At 63.5% G+C, this 14,969-nt stretch carries 13 protein-coding genes and 1 tRNA gene; 6 read left to right on the plus strand and 8 right to left on the minus strand.

Annotation, left to right across the window (positions count from 1 at the left end; genetic code table 11):
- The first annotated feature begins 15 nt into the window (after nucleotides 1–15).
- The 6 genes from ACQ4WS_RS12965 to ACQ4WS_RS12990 all read left to right on the plus strand — a co-directional run bounded on the left by ACQ4WS_RS12965 (nucleotide 16) and on the right by ACQ4WS_RS12990 (nucleotide 4,222).
- A complete protein-coding gene (locus ACQ4WS_RS12965) occupies nucleotides 16–381 on the plus strand; it encodes a MerR family transcriptional regulator (protein WP_436476817.1) in 366 nt (121 codons plus the stop codon).
- A 72-nt stretch (nucleotides 382–453) separates the two neighbouring features.
- Nucleotides 454–1,044 carry an NAD(P)H-dependent oxidoreductase gene (locus ACQ4WS_RS12970; RefSeq protein WP_436476819.1) on the plus strand — a complete coding sequence of 197 codons (591 nt, stop codon included), beginning with the start codon at nucleotides 454–456 and terminating at the stop codon, nucleotides 1,042–1,044.
- A gap of 232 nt (nucleotides 1,045–1,276) precedes the next feature.
- Nucleotides 1,277–2,434 (plus strand): SpoIIE family protein phosphatase, encoded by a 1,158-nt coding sequence (locus tag ACQ4WS_RS12975; protein ID WP_436476847.1) that lies wholly within the window; start codon nucleotides 1,277–1,279, stop codon nucleotides 2,432–2,434.
- A 65-nt stretch (nucleotides 2,435–2,499) separates the two neighbouring features.
- The gene (locus ACQ4WS_RS12980; protein WP_436476821.1) at nucleotides 2,500–3,057 is read left to right on the plus strand and encodes a SiaB family protein kinase; all 558 of its coding nucleotides are present in this window, start codon (nucleotides 2,500–2,502) and stop codon (nucleotides 3,055–3,057) included.
- 22 nt (nucleotides 3,058–3,079) lie between these two features.
- Entirely contained in the window at nucleotides 3,080–3,478 is a 399-nt protein-coding gene (locus ACQ4WS_RS12985; protein WP_436476823.1) for a DUF1987 domain-containing protein, read from the plus strand.
- Nucleotides 3,479–3,481: 3 nt separating this feature from the next.
- Nucleotides 3,482–4,222 (plus strand): GGDEF domain-containing protein, encoded by a 741-nt coding sequence (locus ACQ4WS_RS12990; RefSeq protein WP_436476825.1) that lies wholly within the window; start codon nucleotides 3,482–3,484, stop codon nucleotides 4,220–4,222.
- Between the two features lie 14 nt (nucleotides 4,223–4,236).
- Here the strand turns inward: ACQ4WS_RS12990 and ACQ4WS_RS12995 are convergent, their stop codons facing one another.
- The 8 genes from ACQ4WS_RS12995 to fdnG all read right to left on the minus strand — a co-directional run bounded on the left by ACQ4WS_RS12995 (nucleotide 4,237) and on the right by fdnG (nucleotide 14,630).
- On the minus strand, nucleotides 4,237–4,950 hold the full coding sequence (locus tag ACQ4WS_RS12995; RefSeq protein ID WP_436476827.1) for a substrate-binding periplasmic protein: 714 nt from the start codon (nucleotides 4,948–4,950) through the stop codon (nucleotides 4,237–4,239).
- A gap of 173 nt (nucleotides 4,951–5,123) precedes the next feature.
- Nucleotides 5,124–5,219: transfer RNA gene (locus tag ACQ4WS_RS13000), tRNA-Sec, on the minus strand.
- A 179-nt stretch (nucleotides 5,220–5,398) separates the two neighbouring features.
- Nucleotides 5,399–7,354: a selenocysteine-specific translation elongation factor gene (gene selB / locus ACQ4WS_RS13005; RefSeq protein WP_436476829.1), complete on the minus strand. Its 1,956-nt coding sequence runs from the start codon at nucleotides 7,352–7,354 to the stop codon at nucleotides 5,399–5,401.
- On the minus strand, nucleotides 7,351–8,772 hold the full coding sequence (gene selA / locus ACQ4WS_RS13010) for an L-seryl-tRNA(Sec) selenium transferase (protein ID WP_436476831.1): 1,422 nt from the start codon (nucleotides 8,770–8,772) through the stop codon (nucleotides 7,351–7,353). The genes selB and selA overlap by 4 nt, the downstream gene beginning before the upstream one ends.
- The gene (gene fdhE / locus ACQ4WS_RS13015) at nucleotides 8,769–9,824 is read right to left on the minus strand and encodes a formate dehydrogenase accessory protein FdhE (RefSeq protein ID WP_436476833.1); all 1,056 of its coding nucleotides are present in this window, start codon (nucleotides 9,822–9,824) and stop codon (nucleotides 8,769–8,771) included. The genes selA and fdhE overlap by 4 nt, the downstream gene beginning before the upstream one ends.
- A gap of 139 nt (nucleotides 9,825–9,963) precedes the next feature.
- Nucleotides 9,964–10,635 carry a formate dehydrogenase subunit gamma gene (locus tag ACQ4WS_RS13020; RefSeq protein WP_436476835.1) on the minus strand — a complete coding sequence of 224 codons (672 nt, stop codon included), beginning with the start codon at nucleotides 10,633–10,635 and terminating at the stop codon, nucleotides 9,964–9,966.
- Nucleotides 10,622–11,545, minus strand: coding sequence for a formate dehydrogenase subunit beta (gene fdxH / locus ACQ4WS_RS13025; RefSeq protein ID WP_436476837.1), 924 nt, complete (start codon nucleotides 11,543–11,545; stop codon nucleotides 10,622–10,624). The genes ACQ4WS_RS13020 and fdxH overlap by 14 nt, the downstream gene beginning before the upstream one ends.
- Nucleotides 11,546–11,558: 13 nt before the next feature.
- Nucleotides 11,559–14,630 (minus strand): formate dehydrogenase-N subunit alpha, encoded by a 3,072-nt coding sequence (gene fdnG, locus ACQ4WS_RS13030; protein WP_436476839.1) that lies wholly within the window; start codon nucleotides 14,628–14,630, stop codon nucleotides 11,559–11,561.
- Nucleotides 14,631–14,969 lie beyond the last annotated feature (339 nt).

Below are 14,969 nucleotides of genomic sequence, written 5' to 3' on the forward strand. Positions count from 1 at the left end.
CAACAAAGGATAAGCATGTACATCGGAGAAATCGCCCGCCTGGCGGGCACCTCGCCCAAGGCCTTGCGCCACTATGAAGCGCTGGGCTTGCTGGGCGACGTGCGCCGCTCCGGCGCCTACCGCGTCTACACGCAGCAAGACCTGGCGCAAGTCAAACTCATACGCCAGGCACAGGTCCTGGGCTTCCGCCTGGCCGAATTGCTGCCCATTCTGGCTGGCGACGATACCGACTGGGCCGCCCTGTCGCAGCACATCGCCACCAAGCGCGCACAGATGCAGCAGGATATCGCCCGCCTGCGCCAGCTCGATGCGCAATTGGCCGACATCGACACGGAAATCCGCGACTGCCTGGCGCGCCAGCGTCTGCAACAGGCCGCCTGAACCTGCCGCTTGACTCTGCCCCCAGGGGCAGGCTTTAGCATGCAAGCTCTTCTTTAACGGACAGCCTGCATCATGACCAAGACTACACCCAAGCGCATGTTAATCCTTCTCGGCCACCCGTCCAGCGACAGTTTCTGCGCCGCCCTGGCCGAGGCCTACGCCGCCACGGCCCGCAGCGAAGGCCACAGCGTGCGCGAGCTGCGCCTGGGCCAACTGGACTTCGATCCCGTCCTGCACGAAGGCTATCGCCAGGTGCAGCCGCTGGAAGCGGACTTGCTGGCGGCGCAGGAAGCCATCAGCTGGGCCGAGCACCTGGTGTTCGCCTATCCCATCTGGTGGGGCGGCGCGCCAGCCCTGCTGAAAGGGTTTGTCGACCGCGTCTTCCTGCCCGGCTACGCTTTCAAGTATCGCCCCGGCAAGGCTTTCCCCGCGCAGCTGCTGAAAGGCCGCACGGCCCAACTGATGGTGACGATGGATACCCCACCCTGGTATTTCCGCTGGGCCTACCATATGCCCGGCATCCACCAGCTGCGCAAGACGACCCTGGAATTTTGCGGCGTCAAGCCCGTCAGGGTGGCCAGCTTCGGTCCCATCCTCAATTCCACCGAAGCACAGCGCGCGCGCTGGTTGGCGCAGGCACAGGCGCTGGCCCAGCGCCTGTAAGTTGCTTGCTATGCAGCCATCTTGCATACGGTTTTGACAAGCTGGTAATCAAGCCGTCACATTCAAAGGCTACCATGATGATATTGCCTGTTTGTCAGTCGCCATGCCTTCGCGACAACAAGGGTCCGATCGTCATGTAAAGGTAGCCGCTGTGGAGTTCAACGCTTCTCGATTGCATCTTCCCCGTTATCGCACGTCCGTGGCGGCTGATCTGTGCATCCCCACGGAATCCGTGCAGGCCGACGCCAGCAATTTCGCCGTGCTGGAACTGTTCACGGAACGGCGCGACATGATGAGCCTACCCGTCACGGAGCAGCAGCGCCCCATTGGCTTGATCAGCCGCAACATCTTCATGTCGCAAATGTCCAAGCCTTTTTATCACGAGGTGTACGGCAAGAAGAGCTGTATCGCCTTCATGGACAAGGAGCCGCTGATCGTCGATGGCGCCATGAGCATCGAAGACCTCACCTTCCGCGCCGTGGAAGCGGGAGAGAAGGCGCTGGCCGACGGCTTCATCATCACCCACGATGGCGCGCTGGCCGGCGTGGGCTTCGGCTTGCAGCTGATGAACGTGGTAGCCACCATGCAGGCCGAAAAGAACCGGCAAATCATGCACAGCATCGATTACGCCAGCGTGATCCAGCGCGCCCTGCTGCGCACATCAAGTGCGGAATTGCGCGCCGCCCTGCCCGATGCGCACCTGGAATGGCAGCCGCGCGACGTCGTCGGCGGCGATTTCTACTTTTTCGAGCGCCACGCGGGCGGCTGGTTTGCCGCCATCGCCGACTGCACCGGCCACGGCGTGCCGGGCGCCTTCATGACCCTGATCGCCTCATCGGCCTTGAGCCAGGCCTTGCGCGAACTGGGGCCGCACGATCCGGCCGCCCTGATCGGCGCCGTCAGCCGTGCCATCAAGACCTTGCTGGGCCAGGACGGCACCAGCAGCGGCGAGGCCACCGGCCACGCCGGCTCGAACGACGGCATGGATTGCGCCTTCCTGTGCTACGACACGGCCAGCGCCAGCCTGCGTTTCGCGGGGGCGAAACTGGCGCTGCACGTGGTCGCGCCGGGCGAAGACAGCGTGCGCGCCATCGACGGCGCGCGCATGGGCGTGGGCTATGTCGACACGCCAGCCGACTACTGCTGGTACAACGAAACGCTCGCCATACCCGCCGGCAGCCTGCTGTTCCTCACCACCGACGGCTTGCTCGACCAGATCGGCGGCGCGCGCGATATCGCCTACGGCAAGCGGCGCATGCGCGAGCAGCTGCTGGCACAGCGCGACTCTCCCGCCAGCGCCGTGGCGGCGGCCCTGTTGCAGGACAGCGCCGCCTGGCAGGGCATGCAGCCGCGTCGCGATGACCTGACCTTCTTCTGTTTCCGCCTGTAGTTTTGGCGCCATCGCGCCACCTTATCAACAAGAAACCGGGTCACCGGCTAGCCAGGAGCAAGGACGTGCTGTACCAAGAATTCAACGAGTTTTGGGATGTAGCGCGCAAGCGCAACATCATCTTTTTTTACGTGGGCTATTTCTCGCAGCACGTCGTGAATGCCATTTCCGAAACCATCAAGGCGCGCCTCGATACGGCCGGCGCGGCCGGGCCCACGCGGCGGCGCATCTTTTCCTCGTTCATCGAGATGTCGCAAAACATCATGCATTATTCCGCCGACAGCCTGACACCCGATGCGCAGCTGGACCAGCAGATGCGGCGCGGCTCGTTCTGCATCGGCACGCGCGGCGACAGCTTTTTCCTGCTGTGCGCCAACCCTGTCTCGACGGACAACGTGGCGCAGATCCGCGCCCGGCTGGAACCGCTGCACAGCATGACGATGGAAGAAATCCGCCTGGCGTATAAAAAGGCCCTGCGCGAGGAAGCGCCGGCCGACAGCAAGGGCGCGGGCCTGGGTTTTCTCACCATGGCGCGCGACGCCAGCGAGCCGCTGGAATTCGAATTCGTCCAGGATCCTCAGGAGCCGGGCCACACCATCTTCTGCATCAAAGCCATCATTTGAAAGAGCCGACTCAGGAAAGCATATGCAATTACCGTCACCACTGTTCATCGCCGCGACCCCGAGTTCGCCCGAAATCGACTTCCGTTTCGAGCAGCACACCCTGTCGATCAAGGGCGAGTCGTACCCGGAAAACGCGGCCGCCTTCTATGGCCCGCTGATCGCCGCCGTGCGCGCCTACCTGGAAGGCTGCCGCGAAAGCACCATCACCGTCAACGTCTCGCTGGCCTACTTCAACAGCTCCAGCACGAAGATGCTGTTTACCCTGTTCGACACCCTGAATCAGGCAGCCGTGGACGGCAACCAGGTGCGCCTGAACTGGTACCACGACGAGGACGACGACACCATCCTGGAGTTCGGCCAGGAGCTGCAGCAAGACTTTACGGCGCTGGACTTCCGCGACCACCCCGTGCAGGGCAGCTAGGGCATGCGCGCCGCCATCTCCGAGTCCAGCCTGGAGCCCGACCTGTTCACCGTGGAAGCGGCGGCGCTGGCTGCCGCGCGCCGCATGCACGCCGACACTCACGCCAGCGGCGAAGCGCAGCGCCGCGTGCTCGGTGAACTGATTGTCCACTACGAGCGGCTGATGCGCGAGACGCGGCGCCTGATCGGCCGCAGCGACCGCGCCGAGCGCGACATGCATTTGCTGAACCGGCAATTGCAAACCCTGGCCGGCCAGCTGGAATACCGCGCCACGCACGACCCGCTGACGGGCGCGCTGAACCGCGGCGCCGTGATCGACCACGCCTCGCGCTGTCTGGCACAGGGCGACATGGCGCTGATCGTGCTCGATATCGACCTATTCAAACAAGTCAACGACGACTTCGGCCACCCGGCCGGCGACGGCGTGATCCAGGCCGTGGTGGACTGCCTGAAGGGACTATTGGGACAGGAGACGGCCATTGGCCGGGTTGGTGGCGAAGAGTTTTCCGTGGTCTGGCCCACCTCCTCGCGCGACGACGCGGCGCAAGTGGCGCAGCGCATCTGCGACAGCGTCGGCCGCCAGCGCCACGCGGCGCCCATCACGCGCGCCATCACCGTCAGCGTGGGCCTGAGCTGGAACCGCGCCGGCACGTCATTTGAAACAGCCTACAGCCATGCGGACCAGGCCTTGTACCAGGCCAAGCGCGAAGGACGCAACTGCGTGCGCCAGTGGCTGGAAAGCTGACTCAATGCACTGAATCAGCGCAGCTGTTCGCGCGCCATGCTGCCGTCACGGCGCATGGCCGCTGCCGCGCGCTGCATGGCCGCCACCTGCGCCTCGGGCACCTTGAGGTTACAGGCCAGATAGGTCTCCACGCGGTTAAAAGTAAGCAGCGGCACCACCTTGCCCTCCCACTCCTTGCCGGCAAACGGCTTGCTGCCCACCGCCATGCCGACGGCCCACAGGTCGATGCGTCCCAGCAGCAGCTTTTGTGGATTGAGCCACTCCTGCGTCACGGGTGCCACGTTCATGCCGCGCTGGCGCAGGAAATCGTCGCGCGCGTCGCCCAGCACCGTGCCGATCACCAGGCCGCGCGCATCGGCCAGCGTACGCAGGGCCAGGTGCCGCTCGGCCAGGCCATACAGTACCCACTCCGCTTCGTTGAGGGGGCCGATCCAGCGAAATTGCGCTTCGCGCTCTTGCGTGCGGCTGGTGGAAAAGATGCAGGTGTCACGCTCGCGCAGCGCCTGCGTATACGCGCGCTTCCACGGCAGCAATTCGATGCTGTAGGAAAGACCGGCGCGCGCCATGATGTCGCGCACCTTCGTCGTTTCGCGCCCGACGACGACATTGCCTTCCATCATGCTCGACGGCGGCAAATGCTCGCCGACGATGCGCACGTCCACCGCCGCGGCCAGCGCCGGCATCAGCAGCGCCACTGCCAACAGCCGTGCCATGCTTGCTTGTTTCATGCTTGCCTTCTTCCACTACAGGGCATACGCATCCCTGCCACCAGCAGGATGGTACCATCGGCCCCCGCCGAGCATAGTCAAAATATTGTTAATTAGACCATTATTTTTCCACAACGTGGCTCCGGGCCAACGCTGGGATCATCATGCAAGGGGAAGATGGCGAGAAAAATAACTGGCGGAAAACAGTAGGAGTCGAACCTACGGGAGAACGTCTGACGCCCTCCACCGGGTTTGAAGCCCGGCCACATCACCGGATGAGTGTGCTTTCCGCGGTGCCTGAGCTAAGTAGGTCGTGGGAAATTATTGTGAAGTTATGACAAACAGAACCGGATGCTCTGCAAGGCGCCCACTGCGACGCAGTGCGAGCACTGCTAGCAGCGGGCAACGCCGCAGAGCGCCGGTTATGGAAGTCAGAAATCACAATAATTTATTACGCCCTACTTAGTACTTAGCTGTTGGGCAAGGCCGCAGTGTAGGACCACAGCGCCTGCGGGCGTAATAGATGCCCATTGCCAACACGACGAGTATAACCGACGCGGTCAAAGAATTCCAGGACCTGGATCGCCCGCTTGCGGCCCAGGCCGCTGGCGTCGCGGAAGGTGGCCGCACCCACGGCGCCATTGCCGGCCGGTAAGCCTGCTGCCGCTTCTGCCTTTTGCGTCAGTTCCCGCACCAGTTGGGCCAGCTCGGCCAGCGCCGCCTGGTGATAAAACAGGTCGTGCACGACCTGGCTGATCTGCCCGGCCTTGGCAAGTTTGCGCAACAGCCGGCGCGTCTCGTCCTCGGCCAGGCCACAGTCGCGCGCCAGGTCGCGCGTCCAGGGCGGATCGGCACGCCCCTGCTCCAACGCGGCCAGCAAGGGCTCGGCCATCGATTGCTCCTGCGGCGTCAATTCCACGCTGTGCGTCGGCAAGTGCAGGCTGGCGCCACGCGCCAGCACACTGCCCTGCGCCAGCAAGCCTTCGACCAGGTGGCTCCACAAGGCGTCTTCCATCTCCGCATCGACGATGCGTTTCAAACGCCACAGTTCCGGCCCCGCCTCGTCGGGCGCGCGCGCGTGGAACACCGCCAGGGCGGCCAGCACGCGCTCTTCCAACGCGGCCTGCGCCGCCGGCGCCAGCAGCAGCGCGTCGCCACCGCGCAGGGCGATGCGCCGCGTATCGGCCGGCAGCGCGATGGCGTTCGCCGGCAGCAGGGACAGGCGCACCAGCAGCGACTCGCGCAAGCCCAACGGGCTTTGCGCCAGCAGGGCCGCATAATCGCCCTGCGCGACAAACGCGGCCAGCGCATCGAGCCACGCCAGGCGTGCCGGGCTGCGGCGCTTGCGCGCGGGGCCGAACGGATCGAGCACCATGCCGCCGCCCACCGTCTGCGTCGCTTGCGCATTGCGCACGACGAAGCGGTCGCCCGGCACGCCGTGCATGGGAGACTCGAACACCAGTTGTACCCTGCCCGTCTGTCCCGGCGACAGGGTCTCGCCATCGAGCATGACGACGCGCGCCAGCTGGTGCGCCGCGCCCAGGTGCACATGCAGCGGCGACCAGGCTTTCAGTTGCACGCCCGCGTCAGGCAAGAGGGTCAGTTCCACGTCGAGGCGCTCGGAGCACTGCGCCAGCGACGGCGCGACGATCCAGCTGCCCCGCTCGATGCGCTCGCGGTCGATGCCGGCCAGGTTCAGCGCCAGGCGCTGGCCCGCCATACCCGTCTCGGCCGCGCGGTTCTGCGCATGGATGCTGCGCACCCGCGCCTGCGCGCCACCGGGCGCCAGCTGCAGCATGTCGCCCACCTGCACCCTTCCCGCCAGCGCCGTGCCGGTGACGACGGTGCCCTGCCCGGACAAGGTGAACACGCGGTCGACGCCCAGACGGAACAAGCGCCGCTCGTCACGCTGCGGCAGGCTGCGCGACACTTGCGTCAGGTGCGCCAGCAAGGCCGCCACGCCAGCATCGTTGTCGCCGCTGGCGGCAGTGGAAAAGATCGGGCTGTCCGCCAGCGGCGTGCCGGCCAGCAGCGCCGCGATGTCAAGCGCCACCTGCGCCACGCGGGCGCCGTCGGCGCGGTCGATCTTGGTCAGCGCCACGGCGCCACGCGTCACGCCCAGCAGCTGCAAAATAGCCAGGTGCTCGTGCGTCTGCGGCATGATGCCGTCGTCGGCCGCCACCACCAGCAGGGCGAAGTCGATGCCCGTCACGCCGGAAGCCATGGTGCGGATGAATTTTTCGTGGCCCGGCACGTCGATCACGCCCAGCACCGTGCCGTCCGCCAGCGGCAGGTAGGCGTAACCGAGTTCAATCGAGATGCCGCGCGCCTGCTCTTCCTTCAGGCGGTCCGTGTGCACGCCCGTCAACGCGCGCGTGAGCGTCGTCTTGCCATGGTCGATATGGCCTGCGGTGCCGACGATCATGCGGACAACCCGGCCAGTTGCGCGATGAAGGCCGCCTCGTGCGCCGCTTCCAGGCAGCGCAGGTCCAGCCACAGGGTATCCTGGCCGATGCGCCCGATCACAGGGCACGGCAAGGCGCGCAGGCGATGCTCCAGCACGCCCAATGGATTGCTCAGGCGCGAGCCGGGCGCGCTGCGGATGGCCAGGCCAAAACTGGGCAACTGATCGACGGGCAAGGCGCCGCTGCCGATCTGGCTTTTCATGGCTTCAGCTGTCACCACGTACTGCAAGCCCAGCACGCCTTGCAGCAGCGGCAGCAGGGTTTGCGCCTGGGCGCGCATGGCGCTGGCGGTACGCGTCAACAGACGCAAGGTGGTCAGACGTTCGGCCAGCAAATCCGGCGCACGGTACAGCTGCAGCACGGGGGCCAATGCGGCCAGGGTCAGCTTGCCCACGCGCAGTGCGCGTTTCAGCGGGTTGCGCTTGATCTTCGCGATCAGGTCGGCGCGCCCGACGATGACGCCGCACTGCGGCCCGCCCAGCAATTTATCGCCGCTGAAGGTCACCAGGTCGGCACCCGCTGCGATGGTCTCGCGCACCGTCGTTTCATGCGGCAGCCCGTATTGCGCCAAATCAAGCAATGTGCCGCTGCCGAGGTCCACGACCGTCGGCACGCCGTGTTGAGATGCCAGCGGCACCAGTTCATCGAGCTCCACGCTTTTCGTGAAACCGGTAATCGCGTAATTGCTGCAATGGACCTTCATCAAGAGGGCGGTATCTTCATTCACGCCGTCCGCGTAATCGGCCAGGTGGGTGCGGTTGGTGCTGCCCACTTCGCGCAGCACGGCGCCGGCGCGCGTCATGACGTCGGGGATGCGGAAGGCGCCGCCGATTTCCACCAGCTCGCCGCGCGAGACGATGACTTCTTTATTCTGCGCCAGGGTATTGAGCATCAGCAGCACGGCGGCTGCATTGTTGTTGACGATGGTGGCCGCTTCGGCCCCCGTCAATTCGCGCAGCAATTCCTCGACCAGGTCATCGCGGTCGCCCCGCTTGCCCGTCTCCAGGTCGAATTCCAGGCTCATCGGCCATTGCAACGCTTCCACCACGGCTTGCACGGCGGCGTCGGGCAGCAATGCGCGACCCAGATTGGTGTGCAGCACGGTGCCCGTCAGGTTGAACACGGCGCGCAGCTGCGAGCGCGTTTGCGCTTGCAAGCGTTCGCCCATTTGCGCGACGATGGCGGCAATCGATGCGCCCTCTTCGCCGAATGCAGCAAACCCTGCACCGGCCAGCATGGCGGCGCGCAGTTCGGCCAGCACGGCGCGCGCGCAGGCCAGGGTCTGCACGCGGCCGTAATGCGCAATCAGGGCCAGGCAAGCCGCGTCGCCCAGGATGCGGTCGACCGACGGCAGGCGCACGGTTTGCCCCGTCGTCATGCTTGCTGGCCCTCGCTGCCTTCATTCTTCCCCAGCCACAGCAGCGGATTGCCGCTGGCGCGCTGGTAGCCCGCTTCGCCCACCAGCAGGTCGAGCATCAGGCTGGCCAGGTCGTCGGCCAGCGGTTCGACGTTGTAATCGTGTTCCTGGTTGAAGATTTTGCGATAAGTATGGCAATCGTCGCAGGTTTCCGCGCGCGCCACCTTCTTCGGGTCGTTCGCCTTGTTGGGCAATTTGTCGTCCTTGGCCGCCACGGGGTCGAACGGGGCCGCGTCAGCCGCGTCCAGACCCTGGTAGGCGATCTTGCCATTCTGTTCGCAGGTCGAGCACTTCACGCGCACCATATGCCATTCGCTTTCGCAGATGCCGCAGTGCAGGTAGCGATAACCCTGCGACTGGCCGCCGATGCGGATCACGCTGGCGACGGGGTGCGAACCGCAGACGGGGCACAAGGTGCCCGTTTCCAGGTCCGGCACGCGCGCGGCGCGCAGCTCGCTGGCCGACACCGACCACAGGATTTGCAGCGCGGCCGCGACAAACGGTGCATGCATGGGGTTCAGGTTGTCGCCGTTTTCATCGAGTACGGCGTCGGCGCAGGCATCCAGCGCAGATGCATCGAGCGCGCGCAACTGGGCCAGCACCTGGGTCAGGCCGCCCGATAATGCCGGCTGGCTGGCCGCCGTGGCGGCCAGTTCATCGAGCAGGCTGGCGAAAATGTCGCGCCAGACGGGCGGACGGGCGCCGCTGACGGGCAGCACCGGCATGCGGTGCTGGATGGCGCGGCGCAGCGCGTCAGGGTCGGCGGCAGGCACGGCGCCGGGTGCCAGTTTCCCCACCACGGCGGCCTGCGCGTCGGCCAGCGCGGCCATCAGCACCAGATAACCCTGCATGCCCGCGTCGACGGGGATGCCCTTGATCTTGCCTTGCGCCAGCTCGCGCAAGCGCAAGGCGCGCGCCGCAAACAGGCTGACGGGCTGCGGCAGCAGCAGGCGCGGAATCGCGTTATGGTCCAGGCCTTCGATTTCGCCTGGCTGAAGAATGCGTTGTACCAATGGAGTTTTCCCATCAAAAAAGGGGGCTGTAAAGTATTCTAATCGATATGGTGCAGCGCAAGCCGCAAAGGAAAACCGGGGTCAGACCCGACGGGTCTGACCCCAGCTCTTGCACTTGGGCTAATTAAGCAAAAAACCGTCAGTCTTTGCTGTTGCGAATGACAGCTTCAAACCACTTCGGGTGGTGCTTGCGCGCCCAGCCGTAGGTGACGGTGCCGCGCACCATGGCGCCGACCGAGCCCTTGACCCAGATCGCCGCATAGATGTGCACGATGATGGCGCAGATGATGGCAAAAGCGCAACCGGCATGCAGCAAGGCGGCAAAGCGCACCACGTCGATCGGGAAATAGAACGCGAAATACGCGCGCCAGATCACGATGCCCGACAGCAACAATCCCACCATGCAAGCGAGCAGCACGAAGAACAGGATCTTCTGGCCGGCATTGTATTTGCCGATCTTCGGAAGCTTCTCTTCGCGGTTGTTGAGCACGTCGTCCATCTGTTTCAGCCACTGCTTGTCGCCGTCCTCGAACTTGTTATGGTGCCAGAAGCGCACCACCAGGATCGCGAACGAGACAAACATCACCAGGCCGGCAAACGGATGCAGGATGCGCGTCCATTGCCCGCCGCCGAACAGATTCGCCAGCCACGCCATCGAGGGATGGAACATGGCCAGCCCGGACAGCGCCAGCATGACGAAGGTGATGGCGGTGATCCAGTGATTCGTGCGCTCGTTCGGGTCGTAGCGCTGGATCAGCGGGTTGCCATCCTTGTCGTACCGTTTACCATCATGCAGATCATTGTGGCTCATGGTCTTCCTCCCGTATGCGCTTGGCCTCTTCCAGCGCTGCGCGCTCTTCGTCCTTGCTCACTTCGTTCGGACCGACACGCGTGTAATGGAAGAAGCCGGCCAGCGCCGTGGCGGCCATGCCGGCCACCGCCAGCGGCTTGGACCAGCCCTTCCAGAAGCCCACCATCGGGCTGATGCGCGGACGTTCCGGCAAGTTCGAATACAGCTTCGGCTTGTCGGCATGGTGCAGCACGTACATCACGTGCGTACCGCCCACGCCCAGCGGATCGTACAGGCCCGCGTTTTCGAAACCGCGCGACTTCAGGTCGACGATGCGCTCTTCCGCATGCACCTTCATGTCTTCCTTGGTGCCGAAAACGATGGCGCCCGTCGGGCAGGTTTTCACGCAGGCCGGTTCCTGGCCCACGGCGACGCGGTCCGAACAGAGCGTGCACTTGTAGGCGCGGTCGTCCTTTTTCGAAATGCGGGGCACGTCGAAAGGACAGCCGGCCACGCAATAGCCGCAGCCGATGCAGTTTTCCTGGTGGAAATCGACGATGCCGTTCGTGTATTGCACGATGGCGCCCGGCGCCGGACAGGCTTTCAGACAGCCCGGATCCTCACAGTGCATGCAACCATCCTTGCGGATCAGCCACTCGAGGTTGCCGTCGTTGTTTTCGTGTTCGGCAAAACGCATCACCGTCCACGATTGCGGCGTCAGGTCGGTCGGGTTGTCATAGGTGCCATGGTTTTCGCCGACTTCGTCACGCAAGTCGTTCCATTCCATGCACGCCGTCTGGCAAGCCTTGCAGCCGATGCATTTCGACACATCGATCAGCTTGGCCACGGTGCCCGTCACCGGGCTGCGCGCTTGCGGCGGCGTCACCGTGGTCGCCGACAGGCGCCGGATATCTAAGGATTGCAGTGCCATTATTGAGCTCCCATCATGCTTTTTCCACCTTCACGAGGAAGGACTTGAATTCCGGCGTTTGCGAATTCGCATCCCCCACGCCCGGCGTCAGGGTATTGATCAGATACCCCGGCTTGGCCACGCCCGTGAAGCCCCAGTGCAGCGGCAGGCCCACGGTATGCACCTGCTTGCCCTCGATCATCAAAGCCTTGATGCGCTTGGTGACGACGGCCTTGGCGATGATGTGGCCCCGCTTGGAACTGACGCGCACTTCGCCACCGGCAACGACGCCGATGCTCTTGGCCAGCTCTTCGCCGATTTCGACGAATTGCTGCGGCTGGATGATGGCGTTCAGGCGCGCGTGCTTGGTCCAGTAATGGAAATGCTCAGTCAGGCGGTAGCTGGTCGCCACATGCGGATATTCCTCATGCGTGCCGAACATTTTCCGGTCATCTGCGAACACGCGCGCGGCCGGATTGCTGGTCGCCTGCGGGTTTTTCGGATGCATGGGGTTGTAGCCCAGCGGATTTTCGAACGGCTCGTAATGCTCGGGGAACGGCCCTTCGGCCATGGCGCCACGCGCAAAGAAGCGCGCCACGCCTTCGCCCAGCATGATGAAGGGGCCCATGCCGTTTTCCGGCGGTTCATCGACCTTGAAGTCGGGAATGTCTGCCCCGCTCCAGTTCGTGCCATTCCACTCGATCAACTTGCGCGTCGGGTCGAAAGGCTTGCCCTTCAAGTCGCACGAGGCGCGGTTGTACAGCACGCGGCGGTTGGCCGGCCACGCCCAGGCCCAGCCCAACGTCTGGCCGATGCCGGTCGGGTCGCTATTGTCGCGCCGTCCCATCTGGTTGCCTGCCTGCGTCCAGCTGCCGGCGAAGATCCAGCAACCGCTGGTGGTCGTGCCATCGTCGCGCAATTGCGCAAACGAGGCCAGCTGCTCGCCCTTCTTCACCAGCAACTTGGTGGCGTCTTTCGGATCGTACAAGTCGGCCAATGCCTTGCCGTTGAATTCGCGGGCGATTTCTTCCGGCTGCGGGTTATGTGGCTGCGCATAATTCCACGTCAGGTTGAGAATCGGATCGGGGAACTTGCCGCCCTCTTTCTGGTACATGCTACGCATGCGCAAGAACAGGCCCGACATGATCTCCAGGTCGCTGCGCGCCTGGCCCGGCGGTTCGGCCGCCTGCCAGTGCCACTGCAGCACGCGCGAGGAACTCACCAGCGAACCGCGTTCTTCGGCGAAGCAGCTGGTTGGCAAGCGGAACACTTCCGTCATGATCTTGGTGGGATCGACTTCGTGGTATTGCCCGTGCGGCTTCCAGAATTCGCCCGTTTCCACGGCCAGCGGGTCCATGATGACGAGGAACTTCAGCTTCGACAGCGCCTCCGTGACCTTCTGCTTGTTCGGCGCGGACGCCAGCACATTGAAGCCCTGGCAGATATAGCCCGTCATCTTGCCTTGGTGCATGTTCTCGATGGCTTGCATCAAGTCATACGGCTTGTCGAGTTTCGGCAGGTAGTCGAAGGCGTAATTGTTCTCGGCCGTGGCGAAATCACCCCACCACGTCTTCATGAAGCTGACGTGGAATTTGCGGTAATTACTCCAGTAGCTGAGCTGGTTCGGCCGCAGCGGCTTGGTGGCGCGCGCCGCGATGTACGCATCGAAGTCCTGTTCGGCTTCGTTGGGCAGGGTCATATAACCTGGCAACAGGTTCGACATCAGGCCCAGATCGGTCAAGCCCTGGATGTTCGAGTGGCCGCGCAAGGCGTTCATACCGCCGCCGGCGATACCCATATTGCCCAGCAACAGCTGCACCATGGCGCCCGTGCGGATGGTTTGCGCGCCCGTCGAGTGGTGCGTCCAGCCCAGTGCGTACAAGATGGTGCCGGCGCGTCCCGGCACGGCGGTCGAAGCCAATGCTTCCGCCACTTTGTGGAACTTGTCGGGCGACACGCCGCACGTGCGTTCGACCATCTCGGTCGTGTAGCGCGCGTAGTGCTTCTTCATCATCTGGTAGACGCAGCGCGGATGTTCCAGGGTCGGGTCGACCTTGGCATAACCGTCGTCGCCGATCTCGTAATCCCAGGTGGCCTTGTTGGTGTACTTGCCTTTTTCCTTGTCGAAACCCGAGAACAGGCCATCTTCAAACGCATAGTCTTCGCGCACGATGAAGGGCATGTCCGTGTAGTTGCGCACGTACTCATGCTGGATCTTGTCGTTCGTCAGCAGATAATTGATGATACCGCCGAGGAAAACGATGTCCGTGCCGGTACGCGTGGCGCAGTAGTAATCTGCCACGGATGCCGTACGGGTAAAACGCGGATCGACAACGATCAGCTTGGCCTTGTTATGCGCCTTCGCTTCCGTGACCCATTTGAATCCGCAAGGATGTGCTTCTGCTGCATTGCCGCCCATGACCAAAATCACATCGGCATTCTTGATATCGACCCAATGATTCGTCATCGCGCCACGGCCAAACGTCGGGGCAAGACCTGCCACCGTCGGTCCGTGTCATACACGCGCCTGATTATCAAAGGTCAGCATCCCCATGCTGCGCACTGTCTTGTGGGTCAGATACCCCACCTCGTTGCTGCCGGCGGACGCGGCCAGCATGCCGGTGGAGAGCCAGCGGTTGACGGTCTTGCCGTCGGCATTCTTTTCGATCAGGTTGGCATCGCGGTCATCCTTCATCAGGCGCGCGATCTTGTCGAGCGCCACATCCCAGGAGATCGGTTGCCATTCCGTGCCACCCGGTGCGCGGTATTCGGGCACTTTCAGGCGGTTCGGGCTGTGGATGAAGTCGACCAGACTGGCGCCCTTCGGGCACAAGGTGCCGCGGTTCACCGGGTGATCGGCATCGCCTTCCACGTGGATGATGCTGGAGACGGCATTTTTCGCGCCGTCGCCCAGTCCATACAGCAGGACGCCACATCCTACCGAACAGTAGGGACAGGTATTGCGTGTCTCGGTGGTGCGAGACAGCTTGTATTGCCGCACTTCCGCCATCGCCTGGCCCGGTGCGAAACCGAGCAGGGCGAGGCTGGAACCAGCAATGGTCGCGCCAGTTACCCGAAGGAACTGGCGCCTGGACATCTGAACCATATTCAGGCCTCTATGATGTGAGTAAATAAAAGTCATACGGCGTCGTGGTCGTGTCATATCATCAAGATATAAGCACCATGCCTGTGCCGTATGCCTGGTATTTTACCCCTCAATCCCGATCAAGGCTCAGATCGCCGGAATAAATTGCACATAGTCAACATTATTTTATCGGTACCGAACAGTTCCTCTAAACAATATCAGCTTGCCCGGCGCAGCGCCCATCATCGAGTAGGGGGCTGAGTTACCTCAGCCGCCCTCTCACACCACCGTACGTGCGGTTCCGCATACGGCGGTTCATTAAACACGCTGGAAGCGTCGCTGAGTATTCAGCAACGAAAC

Origin of the sequence: Janthinobacterium leeuwenhoeki, from assembly GCF_051380795.1 — a bacterium.
GTDB lineage: Bacteria > Pseudomonadota > Gammaproteobacteria > Burkholderiales > Burkholderiaceae_D > Janthinobacterium.

Coding starts and splice junctions, on each gene's coding strand:
- ACQ4WS_RS12965 (WP_436476817.1), top strand. CDS start 16: ATGTACATCGGAGAAATCGCCCGCCTGGCGGGCACCTCGCCCAAGGCC.
- ACQ4WS_RS12970 (WP_436476819.1), top strand. CDS start 454: ATGACCAAGACTACACCCAAGCGCATGTTAATCCTTCTCGGCCACCCG.
- ACQ4WS_RS12985 (WP_436476823.1), top strand. CDS start 3,080: ATGCAATTACCGTCACCACTGTTCATCGCCGCGACCCCGAGTTCGCCC.
- ACQ4WS_RS12990 (WP_436476825.1), top strand. CDS start 3,482: ATGCGCGCCGCCATCTCCGAGTCCAGCCTGGAGCCCGACCTGTTCACC.
- ACQ4WS_RS12995 (WP_436476827.1), bottom strand. CDS start 4,950: ATGAAACAAGCAAGCATGGCACGGCTGTTGGCAGTGGCGCTGCTGATG.
- selB (WP_436476829.1), bottom strand. CDS start 7,354: ATGATCGTCGGCACCGCAGGCCATATCGACCATGGCAAGACGACGCTC.
- selA (WP_436476831.1), bottom strand. CDS start 8,772: ATGACGACGGGGCAAACCGTGCGCCTGCCGTCGGTCGACCGCATCCTG.
- ACQ4WS_RS13020 (WP_436476835.1), bottom strand. CDS start 10,635: ATGAGCCACAATGATCTGCATGATGGTAAACGGTACGACAAGGATGGC.
- fdxH (WP_436476837.1), bottom strand. CDS start 11,545: ATGGCACTGCAATCCTTAGATATCCGGCGCCTGTCGGCGACCACGGTG.